Genomic DNA, 19,265 nt, shown 5'->3' with positions numbered 1-19,265 from the left:
TATTATATTGTAATAATTTTTTGTGAAATTTAGCTTATAGTTTTTTTAGGAAGATTGTAGAGAGGAGAATAACTGTGAACGAAGAAAATAAAAAAACAAGTAAAAGCTTACATAAGAGTAAGAAAAAGATAATAATATCAGTGGTTGTTATATTAGCAATTATAATAGGTTCTATTTTTGCATATATAGTAAGTATTCAAAAGAAAACTGAAAAATGGGACAATAAGATATATCCAAATGTATATGTTGAAAATGTCAATTTATCAGGAATGACTAAAGAAGAGGCTATAGAGGCTTTAAATAAAGAGATAAAAGAGCCGATTCAAAATAAAACCATAACAGTAAAGGCTGCTGACCAAAGTATAGAAATAAAGTATTCTGATTTATCACCAGAATACAATATAGACGAAACAGTTAACGAAGCTATGATGTATGGAAAAGATTTAAATCTTTTTGGTAAAAATGATTTAATAAATGGAAAAGATAAAAAAGAATTTAATTTAGACTTTAAATACAATGAAGCTAAATTAAATGAGTATGAAAATAAATTAACTGAAATGGTTAATCAAAAAGCTAAGGATGCCACTATAAGCATAAATGGTAGCAATGTAAGTGTAACAGAAGGACAAGATGGACGAGCTATAGAAAAGGATAAAATGGTTGCATTAGTAAAAGATGCTGTAAATGCTAATCCAGAAGCTAATACAGTGGTTGAAGTACCTGTGGAGATTACAAAGCCTAAAATAACTAAGGAAATGCTTTCAAAGATAGATGGAGTTATGGGAAGTTTTACATCAAGTTATACAAGCTCTGATGCTAATAGAAGTGCTAATGTTGAAATTGCAGCTAAAACAGTTAATGGAACAGTACTTATGCCAGGTGAAACTTTTAGCTACAACAATACTTTAGGAGAAAGAACTACAGATAAAGGATATAGAGATGGAGCCGCTTATGTAGGTAACAAGGTTGTAATGGTTACAGGTGGAGGAATTTGTCAAGTTTCTACCACTTTATATAGAGCTGTGTTAAAAGCAGGAATAATGCCAACTGAAAGACATAATCATAGTATGACTACAACTTATTCAGGTCCAAGTGAGGATGCTACAGTTGCTTGGGGGTCTTTAGATTATCAATTTAAAAATCCTTATGATTTCCCAATATACATTCAAGGATACACAAGTAATAAGCATGTTACTTTCAATATATATGGAAATGTTCAAGCTATGGATGGAAAAACATATGAACTACAAACTGTTGTAAATGAAACTTTAAAACCATCAGTTAAAACAATAGAAGATCCTAACTTGCCAGCAGGACAAAGAGTTGTAGAACAAAACCCAGTTACAGGGTATAAATCAACAGGATATTTAGTAACATATCAAAATGGAAAAGAGATAGATAAGAAATTAATAGGTCATGATGTTTATAAGCAAAAGGATGAAATAATAAAGGTTGGAACTAAGAAAGCCGAACAACCAGCGGCACCACCAGCACAAACAACACCTCAAACTCCTGCAACACCGGAAAATCCAGGAGCTACAGGACAAGCTGCTAATCATTCTTAATTAAATTAGACATGATTAGGAGAATCTTTGCTTTAATTAAGATTAGTATAAATCATATATAATCTTATTATTTAGTAAAATATTAATATGCTTAAAAGGGAGAGGTTAAGTTTTTAATCTCTCCTTTTAATTTAGGAGGAGAATTTATGAGTTATAAAATGATATGTATAGATATGGATGGAACATTATTAAATTCAAAAAAAAGAATAAGTGAGGAAAATAAAATTGCTTTAAAAAAGGCTTATGAAAAAGGAGTTCATATAATAATATGCACTGGCAGAAATGCTAAGAATGCTGTTTATTTTTCAGAATTCTTAGGAGTTAACTGTGCAGTAATTGCTAATAATGGTGCATGGGTAATTGATGAAGATAAAGATGCTTTAATTTCTAAAGATGTTTTAAGTGGAGAACAGTGTAAAGAAATTATGAGACTTTGCAAAGTTTATAAAGGTGTTCCTAGTTTTCATTCAAGAGATAAGGTTTATTGGCCATCAAAAATAAGAAAATATCTTTGCGATTTAATTTTAAATAAAAAAATACCACATAAGCATAGAGTAGAAAATGTTTATGTTAATGACAAAAGTAAGTGGAATGAAATTTTTAAAAATGATAGTATTGGCAAATGCATAATAATTGAATTGAATACAGGTAAACTAAAAAAAATAAGAGAAGAACTTATTAAAAATGGAAGTTTTGAAATTACTCAGTCAGGAAGATATGCTTTAGAAGTAAACAATAAAGGAGTTTCTAAGGGGAAAGCTGTAAAAGTTTTAGCAGATGAATATAACATAAAGCAAGATGAGATAATTTGCATAGGAGATAATGAGAATGACTTATCTATGATTAGCTATGCAGGTTTAGGTGTAGCTATGGGAAATTCAATAGATTCTTTAAAGAAAAAAGCAGATTATGTAACTGAAAGTAATGATAAAAATGGGGTTGCAAAAGTCATATATGAATTTGTGTTAAAAAAGGATTAACTTGCATTTTATTTCATTAGATAATATCATATACTTGTGACTTAACATAAAAATTTATAAATTTTTACATTTATTTGGAGGGACAAAGGTGAATCTTAATATAGTATTATATCAACCAGAAATACCACAAAACACTGGTAACATAGCAAGAACATGTGTTTTGACAAATTCAAAGCTTCACATAATAAAACCTATGGGCTTTGTTATAGATGATAAACATTTAAAAAGAGCTGGATTAGATTATTGGAGTCAATTAGATCTTGAAATCCATGAAAGCTATGAAGACTTTATGAAAAAGTATGGGGATAAGAAAATTTACTTATCAACAACTCATGCTGATGATCATTATGATGAAGTAAAGTACGAAGAAGGTGCTTTCATAATGTTTGGAAGAGAATCAGCAGGAGTTCCAGAAGAAGTTCATAATGCTCATCATGGAATAAAGGTTCCAATGATAAATACAACTACTAGAAGTTTGAATTTATCAAATACAGTAGCAATTATAGCTTATGAAGCTCTAAGACAAATTGGATTTCCAAGCATGAAATAAGGGGGAAATATATTTTGGAGAAAATAAAGATTATAACAGATAGTACCTGTGACTTATCTAAGGAGATTATAGAGAAATATGACATAGATGTAATGCCTATGCTAATAAATTTTGGTGAAGAGAGCTATTTAGATGGTGTTGAAATAAAAGTAGATGCTATGATGGAGAGAATAGAGAGAGAAGATGCTCTTCCAACTACAGCTCAAATAGTTCCAACAAGATTTATAGAGAAATATAAAAGCTACTTAGAGGATGGATACAAAGTTATATCAATACACATATCATCAAATATGAGTGGTACTTATCAATCAGCATGTTTAGCTAAAGCTGAATTAGAAAGTGATGATATAGTTGTAATAGATTCAAGAAATGTTACTGTTGGGCTTGGACTTATTATATTAAAAGCAGCTAGACTTATAGAAGAAGGAATAACTTTAGAAGATTTAGAAAAAGAAATTTTAGAATATAGGAATCATATTAAAAGTACTATAGCTTTTGAAAGTTTAGATAACTTAGTAAGAGGTGGAAGACTTTCAAAAGGAAAAGCGTTATTTGTTAATGCTTTAGGAATAAAGCTTATGCTTAATGTATTAGATGGTGAGATGAATGTTCAAGGAAAAATAAGAGGAACTAAGAAGATGACTAAGTCTATGATTGAACAGTTTAGTTCAATTCCTAAAAAACAAGGGGAGCCAATAATATTAGTTGAACTTGAAAATGAGGATATTTATTTGCCTATAAAGGAATATTTAGAAAGTAACGATATAGAATATATAAAACTTCCTTTAGGATGTTCAGTGGCTATACATTCAGGTCCTAAGGTTTGTGCATTATTCTATGTAGAGGAATATTAGAAAGAAGCTCCTAAAAAGGAGTTTCTTTTTTTATTTTAATTTACATAAATTCTCCTAATTAAAGAAATAATAATTTTGATATCAAAAAGGAGGAGTATTAGAAATGCGTTTTAAGAGGATTATTACATCTTTAGGTCTTATATTAAGTTTAACTTCTATGTTAGGATGCGGTTCGAAAAATTCATCAGCATTAAGAAAAATTGATTTTATAGAAAAAAAAGTTTATAATTTCGCTTTAGTTAAGGATGATTTTGCTAATGAAGAAAATCATTTTGCTAATTTAGCTATAGAAGGATTAAATAGAATAAAAAAGGAATATGGTGCAAAAATAGAGATTTTTGATACTAATTCTCCAGAAGATTATGAAAAGAGGCTTAGAGAGGCTGCTCAAAATAATGATTTGACTTTTGCTTCAACATTTAAGTTTTTAGAGAGTTTAAATAATGTAGCTAAGGATTATCCAGATAAAAATTTTGCTATTATTGATACAGTGTCAGAGCTTCCAAATGTAAAATCTATAAATTTTAGGAATGAACAAGGTGCCTTTTTAATGGGTATAATAGCTGGGAACATGAGTAAAACTAATAAAGTAGGATTTATAGGCGGAGTTAAAAACGAGCTTATAGATAACTTTCTAGCTGGATATCTCTCTGGATTAAAGGTTTCTAATGAGGAAGCTTATAAGAATATAAAAGAAGGAAACTTAATTCAATATGTTGGTGGTTTTATAAATAAAGAGCAGGCAAATAAAATAGCTAAGGAAATGTATAATCAAGGAGCAGATATAATATTCAATGTAGCTGGAGAAGCTGGTGTAGGTATTTATCAGGCAGCTAAAGAAACTGGAAATTACGCTATTGGTGTTGATGTTGATGCTGCCACAGTTTTCCCAGACTATGCCGATAATATTCTCTCATCTATGATAAAAAAATTAGATGATGCGGTTTATAAGACTGCAAAGGAAGTTATAAATGGTGATTTTAAAACAGGACCAAAGAATGTAATGGAAGTTGGGCTTAAGGATAATGGTATAGATGTGGCCCAATCTACAAGTAGACTAGTACCTAAAGAAGTTTTAGATAAAGTAGAGAAATATAGAGAGGGCATAATAAATGGAGAAATTAATGTTCCAAAAACATTAGATGAAGTGGAAAATTTTAATGTTAAGTAAAATTAATGTTAAAAATAATGTTGACAAAGAGTAAATAAATATGCAATCATAAGATGAAAATAAAATAAGTATATTAGGTGTTATCTAACTTAATAGGGAAAGTTAAAAACTGCAGCCCCCGCTACTGTTGATAAGGACGAAAGCAAGAAACCACTGTAACTTAAGTTATGGAAAGGATTGTTGGAGGATGATTTATTAGCCAGGAGACCTACCTAGTATAAATTGCTTATTGTTTCGGTGGGAAACAGTATATAAGTTTTAATAAAGTATGTAAATTATTTTTAACTGGTGGGGAAGGTTAACCGCACCAGTTTTTTATTTTTAATTATAAAAATAATTATTTACGAGAAAAGAATTTATGTACAAGCTTTCCTAAATAAGTTGTTTTGGAAAAGATGTATAAAAGTTTCTAAACAACTTAGTCTATTTAGCTCTAATAGTTAGTCAAATTTTAAATTTAATTTACACATAAGAAGTTAAATCTAGATTAAAGTATATTTGTGAAAAATTTGAAATTATATTTTTATTAAAAATCTTATTGGGTATAGAAATTGATTTAATATTAAAGGTGTACATGTTAAGTTAAGAGTTGCTTATGTTTAGAGAGAAAAAATAAATATTAATAGGAGGGTAAAATAATTATGAATTTTACTAAGGAAAAAAAGAATTTAAATGTAAAAAATCTATGTTTTGCAGCGATGTTAATAGCTTTAAGTGTTATATTAGCCAATTTCCCGATTTTTGCTAGTATAGCATTAGATTCTATGCCAGCCTTTGTTGGTGGTATTTTAATTTCTCCAGTAGTTGGAGGTGTTATAGGTCTTTTAGCACATTTATTTGTTGCTTTAAGAACAGGATTTCCATTTACATTACCAGTACATATTTTAATAGCGTTAGAGATGTTTCTAGTTGTTTATATAACATCAAAAATATTTAATATGGGTAAAGTAATTTTAGCAGGAATAATAGGAACTCTTTTAAATGGAATCATTTTTACTTTAATAACAGGAGCTTTTATGTATTTTGTATTAGGAGGAATGAATCCAATAGACTTCTTAAAACTTATGGGATTACCACTTACTTTAGCAAGCTTAGTTAATATAGTAATAGCATTTTTAGTAGCTAAGGGACTTAAAAATGCAAATATATAAATTTAGAGATTTAACTATAATTAAAAAAGAATCCCATAAAGAGGAAATGGTAATAGCTTGTGATAGTTGTTGTGGCATTGGAGAGAGAGAAGATGACTTTGTTAATGCTAGTAATGAGATTGTAGGATATTTTTCAGCTAGAGTTTGTCTTTTTGAGCTTATAGCATTTAAAGCTAATCCACTAGTAATAGTAAATAATTTAGGAATGACTATGAAGTGTGGTGGAGAGAGTATAATAAAAGGAATTAATAGAGCAATAAAAGAATATAATTCTGAAGGCTTTTTTGAAAATAACTTTAAATTAGAAGAATGTATAACAGGAAGTACTGAGGATAATTTTAAAACTCTTCAAACTTTTTTAGGATTAACAATAATAGGAGAAAAAAAGATAAGCACTGAGATTAGTTTTGAAAGTGAAGATGAGGTCTTCTTATTAGGAATTCCCAAAGTGGGGGAAGAAGTTTTAGATGATATAAATAATAATATAGGGGAAATTGCTGGTTTTAAGGAGTTAAAGCTCTTAGTAGAAAGTGAGTCTGTTAAGGATATAATACCTATTGGTTCAAAAGGTATTATACATGAAGCAAAGGAACTTGAAGGTAGTAATAATATAAAAATAAATCTATCATATAATGGAACTTATTTAAGAAAATCTGCAGGACCAGCAACAGCTATTTTATTTATATGTAAAAAAGACTCTTTAGAAGAATTTAAAAATAAAATAAGTGTACCAATCATTAAAATTGGTGAAATTATTTAATCTTAACCACAATAGAGAATTTTCTCTATTGTGGTTATTTTAGAATTAACATAAGTACTTTTTAATATAATATTAATATATTAAAAAGTATTAAAGATGTTATAATGTTGAAAAATGTCTTTATTTGATGGATAATTAAATAAGAAAGGTTAATAGAGAAAAGTTATGATTTAAAATTAAATAGTTTTAGGTGATATATATGTTAATGGATTTTAATTTAAATTTAACCCAAGAGCAAAAGCTTATCATGACACAGCAAATGCAACTTTCAATAAAACTTTTGCAAATGTCAACATATGATTTAAGAGAATATATAGAGAAAGAATTTTCAGAAAATCCTGTTTTAGAAGCTCAATATGAAGATAATAATGAAATAGTTAATGAACAGGATAGATTAGATTATAAAGAATTAGTGAAATATTTAGAGTCAGATAACTATGGTTCTCAAAGTTATGGTGAGTATGATCAAGAAGGAATTTCTCCTTTTACATTTATAAGTAAACCAGAATCTTTAATGGACTATCTAGAGTCTCAAATATTAGAGCTGCCAATAGATGAATATATGAGAAGTGTATGCAGCTATATGGTTGAATGTTTAGATCATAAAGGATATTTAGATATAAAAAAAGAAGAATTAATGAATGAATTACATTGTTCAGAAGTAACATTCAATAGAGCTTTAATAGTTCTCCATAATTTAGAGCCAGCAGGTATAGGAGCAAGGGACTTAAAAGAATGTCTAAAGATACAATTAGAAAGAAAAGGGGAGTATGACAAAATAGTAAAAAGTATAATAGAGAATCATTTAGATGATTTAGCAGATAACAAATATCAAGTTATTGCTAAGGATTTAGGCATAACTCCTAAAAAAGCACAAGACTATGGAGATTTAATAAAAACTTTAGAGCCAAAACCTTCAAGGGGATTTTATACTGGGGATGAAGTAAGTTTCATAATTCCTGATGCTGAAATTAGAAAGATAGATGGAGAATTTTTCATAATAATGAATGATGGAGTCTTACCTATGCTTTCAGTTAACCCTTTATATACTTCTATATTAAAAGATAGTAGTAATGATAAAGAGGCTACAGAGTATGTAAAGGAAAAAATGAGTAAGGCCATGTTTCTTATTAAAAGTATAGAGCAAAGAAAAAGTACTTTATATAAAGTTCTTGAAAAAATACTAGAAAAGCAAAAAGAGTATTTTGAAAAGGGAGATAAATATTTAAAACCTATGACTCTTAAGGAAATAGCGGAGCAATTAGAGATGCACGAATCAACTATTTCAAGAGCCATAAGAGATAAGTATATTTTAACTTCTATGGGTACAATAAAGATAAAGGATCTCTTTGTAAACTCAATAAGCAATAAAGAAACAGAAAATGGAGAAGATGATGTTACAGTTATAAACATAAAAAAAGCTTTAGAAGAAATTATTAAAGCGGAGAACAAAGCAAAGCCATTATCGGACCAAGGCATAAGTGAAATGCTAAAAGAAAAAGGAATGACTATTTCAAGAAGAACTGTAGCAAAATATAGAGAAGAATTAGGAATAAAATCATCTAGTAAGAGAAAAAGATTTTAAAATAGTATTAAATTTGATTTTATGGTAAATAAAGAAACTAAAGTGTTTGATTTGAGTGAAAAATATAGAGAGATTGGGTAATCTCTCTATATTTTTTTATATTTTCTAAAAAAATAAGAAAAAATTTTCTAAAAACCCTTTAATTTTTTCTTAATATGTTTTATAATAAACATGCGGGACATTTAAGAAGCAAGTGGGACTTTGAATGTCCAAAGGAGTTGTTAAATTTGCTAGAGATTTTAAAATTGCAAAAAATAATAGTTCCTGAAATGGTAGAACTATTAGTAAAAAGATACAATATAATCAGAACAATTTATTATAATCAGCCAATAGGCAGAAGAGCTTTGGCAAACAATTTAAATTTAGGTGAAAGAATTGTAAGAACAGAAATAGGTTTTTTAAAATCTCAAAACCTTATACAAATAAACACTCCAGGTATGTCTGTAACCCAAGAAGGAGAGTTTATGTTAGAATCCTTAAAAGGATTCATACATGAAATAAAAGGGCTATCTAATCTTGAAAAACAATTATGTGATTTGCTTAATGTTAGAGATGTAATTGTTATTCCAGGAGATTGCGGGGAAGAAGAAAGCACTATAAAAGAGCTTGGAAAAGCCGCTGCAAATTATTCTAAGAATGTCATTAAAGATGGCTATACAATTGCTGTTACTGGGGGAACCACTGTAAAAGAAGTTATAGATGAATTACCAGAAATGGCAAACCTACGTGATGTGTTAGTTGTGCCTGCAAGAGGTGGTATGGGTAAGAAGGTTGAGACGCAGTCAAATACATTAGCTGCGAATTTAGCTAAAAAGTTAAATGGAACCTATAAAATGCTTCATGTTCCTGATAATATAAGCAAGGAAGTAATGGATGCTTTAATGAAACAGGAAGACATGAAAGAACTTATACAAAATATTAAAAATGCAGATATGCTAATATATGGTATAGGCCAAGCGAAAAAAATGGCTAATAAAAGAGGCGTTCCTAAGGAAGAACTAATAAGGTTATTAGAATTAGGCGCTGTTGGAGAAGCTTTAGGATGCTACTTTAATGATAAGTCGGAAGTTGTTTATGTAATGCCAACTTTAGGAGTTACAATAAATGATCTTAGAAAAATAAAAAATCACATTGCTGTAGCTGGTGGTAAAAATAAGGCAGAAGCTATTTTAACTACTATCTATGGAAACAAAAATGCTGTTCTTGTTACAGATGAGGGAGCAGCCAATGAAATACTAAATTTTTTAAATGGAGACGAATAAAATAATATAAAATCTCTAAAAATAACTTTGGTTAAAATATTTTTTAATATTTTATATATATAAACAACATCTTTTAGGAGGTATTTACAATATGGTAAATGTAGCAATTAACGGATTTGGAAGAATAGGAAGATTAGCATTAAGATTAATGATCAACAACCCAGAGTTCAACGTTGTTGGAATTAACGACTTAACAGATGCTAAAACTTTAGCACACTTATTCAAATATGACTCAGCACAAGGAAGATTCGATGGAGAAATCGAAGTTAAAGATGGTGCTTTCGTAGTAAACGGAAAAGAAATAAAAGTTACTGCAGAAAGAGACCCTAAAAACTTACCATGGGGAGAATTAAACGTAGACATCGTTTTAGAGTGTACTGGATTCTTCGCTTCAAAAGAAAAAGCTTCAGCTCACTTAGAAGCAGGTGCTAAGAAAGTTGTTATATCAGCTCCAGCTGGAAACGACCTTCCAACAGTAGTTTACAACATAAACAACGATATATTAAAAGCTAGCGATACAGTTATATCAGGTGCTTCATGTACAACTAACTGTTTAGCTCCAATGGCTAAAGTATTAAACGATCAATTTGGATTAAAAGAAGGATTCATGACTACAATCCACGCTTACACAAACGATCAAAATACATTAGATGCTCCTCACGCTAAAGGAGATTTAAGAAGAGCTAGAGCTGCTGCTGCTTCAATCGTACCAAACTCAACTGGTGCTGCTAAAGCAATCGGATTAGTTATCCCAGAACTAGCTGGTAAATTAGACGGAAACGCTCAAAGAGTACCTGTAATAACTGGTTCATTAACTGAGTTAGTTTGTGTATTAGACAAAAACACTACAGTTGAAGAAATAAATGCTGCTATGAAAGCTGCTGCTAACGAATCATACGGATACACTGAAGATCCAATAGTATCATCAGACGTAATCGGAATAAGCTTCGGATCATTATTCGATGCAACTCAAACAAAAATCATGGAAGTTAACGGACAACAATTAGTTAAAGTTGCTTCATGGTACGACAATGAAATGTCATACACTAACCAATTAATCAGAACTTTAGGATACTTCGCTAACTTAAAGTAATCTATTAATTAGATAGTATTTTATAAAAAAGTTTTATAAGTCTGGTTTTGTAGTATAAGGCTATAAGGCCAGACTATTTTCAAATTTAAATTTATTTAAGAGGTGAATATAATGAACTTCAATAAAAAGACTATAGAAGACGTTCAAGTAAAAGGTAAAAAAGTATTAGTAAGATGCGACTTTAACGTTCCATTAAAAGATGGTGTTATAACTGATATAAATAGATTAAACGGAGCTATGCCTACTATAAAATACTTAGTTGATAATGGCGCAAAAGTAATCCTTTGCTCACATATGGGTAAACCAAAGGGAGAAGCTAAACCAGAATTCTCATTAGCACCAGTTGCTAAAAAATTAAGCGAAATGCTTGGTAAAGAAGTAGTATTTGCTGCTGACGACAACGTTGTTGGAGAAAATGCTAAAAAAGCTGTAGATGAAATGAAAGACGGAGACGTAGTTTTACTTCAAAATACAAGATACAGAAAAGAAGAAACTAAAAACGGAGAAGAGTTATCAAAAGAATTAGCTAGCCTAGCTGAAATGTTTGTTAACGATGCATTCGGAACAGCTCACAGAGCTCACTGTTCAACAGTTGGAGTAACTGAGTACTTAAAGCCAGCAGTTTGTGGATACTTAATCCAAAAAGAGCTTAAATTCTTAGGAGATGCTGTAGAAACTCCAGAAAGACCATTCGTTGCTATCTTAGGTGGAGCTAAAGTTTCAGATAAGATAAACGTTATAAACAACCTTTTAGAAAAAGTTGATACTTTAATAATCGGTGGAGGAATGGCTTACACATTCTTAAAAGCTCAAGGATATACTGTAGGAAGTTCATTAGTAGAAGAAGACAAAGTTGAATACGCTAAAGAAATGTTAGCTAAAGCTGAAGAAAAAGGTGTTAAATTATTATTACCTGTAGACCACAGAATAGCTAAAGAATTCAAAGATGTTGAAGCTGTAGTTACAGAAGATCAAAACATTCCAGAAGGATTTATGGGATTAGATATCGGACCAAAAACTGAAAAATTATATGCTGATGCAATAAAAGATGCTAAAACAGTTATCTGGAACGGACCAATGGGAGTATTTGAATTCGAAAACTTCAACAAAGGAACAATAGCTGTTGCTAAAGCTATGGCTGAAGCAGATGCTACTACTATAATAGGTGGTGGAGATTCAGCTGCTGCTGTTAACATATTAGGATTCGGAGATAAAATGTCTCACATCTCAACTGGTGGTGGAGCTTCATTAGAATTCTTAGAAGGAAAAGTATTACCAGGAATAGCTGCTTTAAACGATAAATAATATTATAAACCTTAAAGTAGTAATTAGATTGAAGTATAAAGATTGTTGTTTTATAAAAAAATAAGACTAGATTCAATGGAAGAATATCTTTCATTGAATCTTAGCCTTGTTTTACTAAAAGCTAAGAAAATATTAGGATTATTATTTAATATTTTCAGAGTTTTTAGATGAATAATGTATGATGGATTAACCTACCATATATTATTTAATATTTAAAATATTAATAGAGGTGAATATAGATGAGAACTCCAATAATCGCAGGAAACTGGAAAATGCACTATACAATAGACGAGGCTGTTAAATTAGTTGAAGAATTAAAGCCATTAGTTAAAGATGCTAAATGTGAAGTTGTAGTTTGCCCAACTTTCGTTTGTTTAGACGCAGTTAAAAAGGCTGTTGAAGGAACAAACATAAAAGTAGGTGCTCAAAACATGCACTTTGAAGAAAAAGGAGCATTCACTGGAGAAATCGCTCCAAGAATGTTAGAAGCTATGAACATAGATTACGTTGTAATTGGACATAGTGAAAGAAGAGAATACTTCAACGAAACAGACGAAACTTGTAATAAAAAAGTTAAAGCTGCTTTCGCTCATAACTTAGTTCCAATCCTTTGTTGTGGAGAAACTTTAGAGCAAAGAGAAAACGGAACTACTAACGATGTTATAAAAGCTCAAATCACTGCTGATTTAGAAGGATTAACTAAAGAGCAAGCTGAGAAAGTTGTTATAGCTTACGAACCAATCTGGGCTATAGGAACAGGAAAAACTGCTACTTCAGATCAAGCTAATGAAACAATAGCTGCTATAAGAGCTATGGTTGCTGAAATGTTCGGACAAGAAGTTGCTGATAAAGTAAGAATCCAATACGGTGGATCAGTTAAGCCTAACACAATAGCTGAACAAATGGCTAAATCAGACATCGATGGTGCTTTAGTTGGTGGAGCTAGCTTAGTTGCAGCTGACTTTGCTCAAATCGTAAACTACTAAGATAATATTAGTAATTAAATAGTAGCAATAGGCAAGTAATACCAATTGTCTATTGCTATTGTTTTTTAATTAGGTACACATTATAATAAATGTATAAATAGAAATTTAGTTTTTGGAGGGTTATTATGAGTAAAAAACCTGTAATGTTAATGATATTAGACGGATTTGGAATATCTCCAAACAAAGAAGGTAATGCAGTAGCTGCTGCTAATAAGCCAAATTATGATAAATTATTTGCTAAATATCCACATACTGAGTTACAAGCTTCAGGATTAGAAGTTGGTCTTCCAGAAGGACAAATGGGTAACTCAGAAGTTGGTCATTTAAATATAGGTGCTGGTAGAGTAATATACCAAGAGTTAACTAGAATAACTAAAGAAATAAAAGAAGGAACTTTCTTCACAAATAAAGCTTTAGTTAAAGCTATGGATGAAGCTAAAGAAAACAATACTTCATTACACTTAATGGGATTACTATCAAACGGAGGAGTTCACTCTCACATTGATCACTTAAAAGGTCTTTTAGAGTTAGCTAAGAAAAAAGGACTTCAAAAAGTTTACGTTCATGCTTTCATGGATGGTAGAGACGTTGCTCCATCATCAGGTAAAGAATTCATAGTTGAATTAGAAAATGCTATGAAAGAAATCGGTGTTGGTGAAATAGCTACTATAAGTGGTAGATACTATGCAATGGATAGAGATAACAGATGGGAAAGAGTACAATTAGCTTACAATGCTATGGCTTTAGGAGACGGTGAAAAAGCTTCTTCAGCTGTTGAAGCTATAGAAAAATCTTACCATGATAACAAAACTGACGAGTTCGTTTTACCTACAGTAATAGAAGAAGATGGACACCCAGTTGCTAGAATTAAAGATGGAGATTCAGTAATATTCTTCAACTTTAGACCAGATAGAGCAAGAGAAATAACTAGAGCTATAGTTGATCCAGAATTCAAAGGATTCGAAAGAAAGCAATTACATGTTAACTTTGTTTGTATGACTCAATATGACAAGACTTTAGAGTGTGTAGATGTTGCTTACAGACCAGAAAGTTACACAAACACTTTAGGAGAGTATGTTGCTGATAAAGGATTAAACCAATTAAGAATAGCTGAGACTGAAAAATATGCTCACGTAACATTCTTCTTCAATGGTGGAGTAGAAAAACCAAATAATAATGAAGATAGAGCATTAATAGCTTCACCAAAGGTTGCTACATATGATCTTAAACCAGAAATGAGTGCTTATGAAGTAACTGATGAATTAATAAACAGATTAGATCAAGATAAATATGATATGATAATCTTAAACTATGCTAATCCAGATATGGTTGGACATACTGGAGTTCAAGAAGCCGCTGTTAAAGCTATAGAAACTGTTGATGAGTGCTTAGGAAAAGTAGTTAATAAAGTATTAGAAAAAGACGGTACTGTATTCATAACTGCTGACCATGGTAATGCAGAAGTAATGATAGATTACTCAACTGGTAAACCAATGACTGCTCACACTTCAGATCCAGTTCCATTCTTATGGATTTCAAAAGATGCTGAAGGAAAGTCATTAAAAGACGGTGGAAAATTAGCTGATATAGCTCCAACTATGTTAACTGTTATGGGATTAGAAGTACCAGAAGAAATGACTGGAAATTGCCTTTTAAACAAGTAATATAATAGTTAATTATATATTTTAAAATAGTATTCTTCAAAGAGGAGAATACTATTTTTGTTTACAATAAAATCAATATTTGGATTTATTACTTTTTTATACCTAAAATTGCTAATTAGTCATTAATATTGGCATTTTGTTAACAAAATGTAATTTTAAAGTACTTAAATTTTTACTAAGAACAAATGAAACTTATGTAAAATTAATGTATAAAATTATAAAGGATGAATGAAATGAAGTACAAAAGAAGAAAACGAATAAGTGTAATTGTTTTAGGACTCTTAATAGGGGGAACTTTATTAGGAGCAGGATGTAAAATAATAAAAGATCATGAAATAGATAAGGCTAAAGATGAAAAAGTAGCAATGGGAGTTAGTATTCTTCAATCCTTAGAAAAAAAAGATGTAGCAGAAATAGAAAATAAAATAAAAGATATGAATAGTAAAAATAGTGTTAATGAAAGTACTATAGATAGTAGTAACTTAAAAGAAATTTTTAAGGATACAGTATTTATGGGAGATTCATTAACTGAACCACTTAGTTTCTATAATATATTAGATGAAGATTCTGTTATAGGGATAAAAGGAAGAGATGTTATAAAGGCTAAAAAAGAGGATCTTGGGACTTTAAATAGTTTAAATCCTAAAAAAATAGTAATGATGTATGGAATGAATGATTTACTTCTATTTAGTAATTCAAAAGATTTTATAAAAAATTATGAGAATCTAATAAATGAAATAAAAAAGGAAGTGCCTAATGCTGAAATATACGTTAATTCAATATTTCCAGTTTCAAGTAAGGCTATTGCGAAACAAAAAGAATTTAGTAAAGTAAATGATTTTAATAATGCATTGAAAGAAATGTGCAATACTACAGGAGTAAAGTTTATAGACACTACTTCTATGGTAAAAGAAAATATGTACGAGCCAGATGGAATTCATTTAAAAGCAGAATTTTATACTCCTTGGCTTCAAGTGATTAGAAAAGAAATAGATTTATAAAATAAAAAAATATATAGTTTATTTTAAATTTTTATATGCTTTAGTTTTATGGTGAGTTTTAAGAGTTTATAAAAGTTATTTAACTAGTTATTAAAGTATATTCAAAAGAAGAATGAAAATATGTTTTTGATAAATTAACAAAAGAAAAAGACAAAGAAAAGGAGTGTAAATTGTGAATAGCAAGATTTTTAAGAGAAGCTTATCTTTAATTGGAGTTATTATGTTTACATTTTCATTAGTTGCCTGTGGAGGAGTTAAGGATATGCCACTAAGTACGGTACTAAGTGAAATAGAGAGTAAGGACGTTGTAACATCCAATATGAAGAGTGGAGGAGAAAAGGAATTAAAAAGATTTTATAAGTTAAATTCAAATGATTTTCAAGAATTTTTATTATATCTTCCTAGTTCAAGTATGAATGTAGAAGAAATGCTTATTGTTAAAGTAAAGAATAAGTCTCAGACTGATACAGTAGAAAGTGCCATAGAAAATAGGGTAAATAATCAGTTAGAAAGTTTTAATGGATATGGTGCTGAACAATGTGCTCTTTTAAATGACTATGAACTAAAGACAATAGGGAATTATGTTTTCTTTTGTGTAGGAAAAAATGCAGCGGATATAGCAGACAGCTTTAAGGCTGTAGTGAATTAGGAAGAGGTGGCATCATGGTTTTTAGCAGTATAATTTTTATTTTTACTTTCTTGCCAATAACGTTAATTTTATATTATATTTCTCCGAGAAAATTAAAAAATACAATATTACTTTTAGCAAGTTTAGTTTTTTATGCTTGGGGGGAACCCACGTATATATTTTTAATGTTGTTTACTACTATTATAGATTTTTTTGCGGGGCTTTTAATAAATAAAAATAGGAAGAATAAGAATAAGGCCAGAATGATACTTTTGGTTACTGTAGCTTTAAACTTATTAATTTTAGGATATTTTAAGTATTACGATTTCCTTATATCAAATATAAATGCCCTTTTTAATATCAATATACCTATAAATGATATACCATTACCTATAGGAATATCATTTTATACTTTTCAAACCTTATCATACATAATAGATGTATATTGGGGAAAAGTTAAAGTTCAAAAGAGCTTATTATCTTTTTCCTTATATGTTACTATGTTTCCTCAACTTGTAGCAGGACCTATAGTTAAGTATTCAGATATAGCTAGGGAACTTACTAGTAGAAAGGAAAGTTTAGAGAAGTTTGGAGAAGGCGTAGAAAGATTTATTTTCGGATTAGGAAAGAAAGTTCTTATTGCAAATAATGTGGGTCTATTATGGACAAGCATTCAAGGAAGTGATTTAGGTAAAATATCTATTTTAACATCTTGGATAGGCATTATAGCTTACACACTTCAAATATACTTTGACTTTAGTGGATACTCAGATATGGCTATTGGTCTTGGAAAAATGTTTGGCTTCGATTTTTGTGAGAACTTCAACTATCCATATATATCTAAGAATATAACTGAGTTTTGGAGAAGATGGCATATATCTTTAGGAACTTGGTTTAGGGAATATGTTTACATACCTCTAGGAGGAAATAGAAGAGGATTAAAAATTCAATTAAGGAACATATTTATAGTTTGGTTTTTAACAGGAATATGGCATGGAGCAAGTTGGAATTTCATAATGTGGGGGATTTATTACGGAGTGCTTTTATTAATTGAAAAAGTATTCCTGCTTAAGGTATTAAATAAAACACCTAAGTTTGTAAATCATTTATATACAATGATACTAGTTATGGTTGGATGGGTATTCTTTTCCAATGACAGTCTAAAATTTGGAATTAATTACGTAAAAGTTATGTTTGGAATAGGAAATAACTCGTTAGTAAATGGAGCATCTTTTTATTATTTAAGCACAAGCTTAATAATTTTAGTCATAGCTCTTTTATGCTCAACTCCTATAATGTATAAACTTTTTAGAAAACTAAAATATGATATGGGTGTAAGAGGAATATTAATAGCTGGAGGAATTCAAGTTATAATATTAGTTTTATCAATAGCTTATATTGTGACCTCAACATATAATCCATTTTTATATTTTAGATTTTAACAAAGGAGAAAAGAGCAATGAGTAATATGAATAAACATAAAAAAATATATACTAGAATTTTAGCTTTAGTTTTCATAATTTCAATTTTTGGTATTTTCTTCATGAATATGTTTAGTAAAGATAAAAATTTTTCGGAAGAAGAAAATAGAATGCTAGCTAAAAAACCTAAATTTTCTATAGATAGACTTGTAGAAGGTAGATATACAGAGAAATATGAAAAATACGTAGAGGATCAATTTACTCTTAGAAATTCATGGATTGGAATTAAATCTACTGTGGATAGGTTTTTAGGAAAAAAAGAAGAAAATGGGGTTTTTCTTGGGAAAGATGATTATTTAATAGAAGACTTTAAAAAGCCAGAAGAAAAGAATTTACAAGAAACTATTAAGGCTATGAATAACTTTAGTGAAAAGTATAAAGGAATAAATCAATATGCTTTAATAGCTCCTAATTCAGTAAGTGTATTAAAGGATAAATTACCTAAAAATGCGCCTGTAGAAGATCAAAAAGCCTACATAGAAGAATTGAAGAGTAGTTTAAATAGTAATATAAAGTTTATAGATATTTATAATACTTTAGAAAGTCATAAGGATGAATATATTTATTATAGAACAGATCATCATTGGACTACTTTAGGCGCTTATTATGCTTTTTTAGATGCAGCTAAGGAAATGGGATTAACTCCTAAGGAAAATTACTATGATATAGAAACAGTTACAGATGAATTTTATGGAACATTATATTCAAAAAGCGGATTTAAAGGAATAGAGCCAGATTCTATAGATGTTTATATTCCTAAGGACGAAAATGATGAAGTAGTAGTAAGCTATGAGGAAGAGAAGAAGAAAAGTGGAAGTATTTATAATAGTGAAAAGCTAAATGAAAAAGATAAATATGAAGTATTTTTAGAAGGAAATCATCCTTTAGTAAAAATAAATACTTTAACTGATAACAATAAAAAGTTACTTCTTATAAAAGATTCTTATGCTAATAGTTTTGTTCAATTTTTGACTCCTTATTTCAATGAGATAGTAATTGTTGATCCAAGATATTACTATGAAGATATTGATAAGCTTATTTCTGAAGAGGGAATAACAGATTTATTATATCTCTATAATGCAAATACATTTTTCTCTGATAATAATTTAGCACCGGTTTTAAATAATGAATAATTTTTCATATTTAAGATTAAGAGAGAGTTTAAAAATCAGTGTTGAAAGGAAAATCAAATTATTAGGAGAAATTTTAGTGATTTAGAAATTAAAATT

The 19,265-nt window shown here is 29.5% G+C and carries 17 protein-coding genes and 1 riboswitch; all 17 genes read left to right on the top strand.

The features are described 5' to 3' along the window. The first annotated feature begins 74 nt into the window (after positions 1-74). Complete coding sequence (locus AC2A4K_RS09780; protein ID WP_322502300.1) at positions 75-1,565, top strand: VanW family protein; 1,491 nt, start codon at positions 75-77, stop codon at positions 1,563-1,565. Positions 1,566-1,711: 146 nt separating this feature from the next. Then, complete coding sequence (locus AC2A4K_RS09775) at positions 1,712-2,545, top strand: Cof-type HAD-IIB family hydrolase (protein WP_322502299.1); 834 nt, start codon at positions 1,712-1,714, stop codon at positions 2,543-2,545. Positions 2,546-2,633: 88 nt separating this feature from the next. Further along, positions 2,634-3,095: a tRNA (cytidine(34)-2'-O)-methyltransferase gene (locus AC2A4K_RS09770; protein WP_322502298.1), complete on the top strand. Its 462-nt coding sequence runs from the start codon at positions 2,634-2,636 to the stop codon at positions 3,093-3,095. Between the two features lie 14 nt (positions 3,096-3,109). Beyond that, a complete protein-coding gene (locus tag AC2A4K_RS09765) occupies positions 3,110-3,949 on the top strand; it encodes a DegV family protein (RefSeq protein ID WP_322502297.1) in 840 nt (279 codons plus the stop codon). 103 nt (positions 3,950-4,052) lie between these two features. Continuing rightward, positions 4,053-5,120, top strand: a complete 1,068-nt coding sequence (locus AC2A4K_RS09760; protein WP_322502296.1) for a BMP family lipoprotein — start codon at positions 4,053-4,055, stop codon at positions 5,118-5,120. 58 nt (positions 5,121-5,178) lie between these two features. Continuing rightward, positions 5,179-5,350, top strand: a riboswitch (cobalamin riboswitch). A 411-nt stretch (positions 5,351-5,761) separates the two neighbouring features. Beyond that, positions 5,762-6,271: an ECF transporter S component gene (locus AC2A4K_RS09755; RefSeq protein ID WP_322502295.1), complete on the top strand. Its 510-nt coding sequence runs from the start codon at positions 5,762-5,764 to the stop codon at positions 6,269-6,271. Then, positions 6,258-7,031: a hypothetical protein gene (locus tag AC2A4K_RS09750; protein WP_322502294.1), complete on the top strand. Its 774-nt coding sequence runs from the start codon at positions 6,258-6,260 to the stop codon at positions 7,029-7,031. The genes AC2A4K_RS09755 and AC2A4K_RS09750 overlap by 14 nt, the downstream gene beginning before the upstream one ends. A gap of 199 nt (positions 7,032-7,230) precedes the next feature. After that, positions 7,231-8,616, top strand: coding sequence for an RNA polymerase factor sigma-54 (rpoN, locus tag AC2A4K_RS09745; protein ID WP_322502293.1), 1,386 nt, complete (start codon positions 7,231-7,233; stop codon positions 8,614-8,616). 227 nt (positions 8,617-8,843) lie between these two features. Continuing rightward, on the top strand, positions 8,844-9,878 hold the full coding sequence (locus AC2A4K_RS09740; protein WP_322502292.1) for a sugar-binding transcriptional regulator: 1,035 nt from the start codon (positions 8,844-8,846) through the stop codon (positions 9,876-9,878). Positions 9,879-9,969: 91 nt separating this feature from the next. Next, positions 9,970-10,971, top strand: coding sequence for a type I glyceraldehyde-3-phosphate dehydrogenase (gap, locus tag AC2A4K_RS09735; protein WP_322502291.1), 1,002 nt, complete (start codon positions 9,970-9,972; stop codon positions 10,969-10,971). Between the two features lie 111 nt (positions 10,972-11,082). Continuing rightward, positions 11,083-12,276, top strand: coding sequence for a phosphoglycerate kinase (locus AC2A4K_RS09730; RefSeq protein WP_322502290.1), 1,194 nt, complete (start codon positions 11,083-11,085; stop codon positions 12,274-12,276). A 239-nt stretch (positions 12,277-12,515) separates the two neighbouring features. Next, on the top strand, positions 12,516-13,262 hold the full coding sequence (gene tpiA / locus AC2A4K_RS09725; protein WP_322502289.1) for a triose-phosphate isomerase: 747 nt from the start codon (positions 12,516-12,518) through the stop codon (positions 13,260-13,262). Positions 13,263-13,387: 125 nt separating this feature from the next. Further along, a complete protein-coding gene (gpmI, locus tag AC2A4K_RS09720; protein WP_322502288.1) occupies positions 13,388-14,926 on the top strand; it encodes a 2,3-bisphosphoglycerate-independent phosphoglycerate mutase in 1,539 nt (512 codons plus the stop codon). A gap of 233 nt (positions 14,927-15,159) precedes the next feature. After that, complete coding sequence (locus AC2A4K_RS09715; RefSeq protein WP_322502287.1) at positions 15,160-15,927, top strand: GDSL-type esterase/lipase family protein; 768 nt, start codon at positions 15,160-15,162, stop codon at positions 15,925-15,927. 172 nt (positions 15,928-16,099) lie between these two features. Continuing rightward, positions 16,100-16,576 carry a DUF4358 domain-containing protein gene (locus tag AC2A4K_RS09710; RefSeq protein ID WP_322502286.1) on the top strand — a complete coding sequence of 159 codons (477 nt, stop codon included), beginning with the start codon at positions 16,100-16,102 and terminating at the stop codon, positions 16,574-16,576. A 14-nt stretch (positions 16,577-16,590) separates the two neighbouring features. Then, complete coding sequence (locus AC2A4K_RS09705; RefSeq protein ID WP_322502285.1) at positions 16,591-17,997, top strand: MBOAT family O-acyltransferase; 1,407 nt, start codon at positions 16,591-16,593, stop codon at positions 17,995-17,997. 17 nt (positions 17,998-18,014) lie between these two features. After that, entirely contained in the window at positions 18,015-19,169 is a 1,155-nt protein-coding gene (locus AC2A4K_RS09700) for a DHHW family protein (RefSeq protein WP_322502284.1), read from the top strand. Positions 19,170-19,265 lie beyond the last annotated feature (96 nt).

Source organism: Clostridium sp. LIBA-8841 (assembly GCF_057782475.1).
The sequence above is the reverse complement of the archived record's forward strand: the minus strand, read 5'-3'. Positions and strand labels throughout refer to the sequence as shown.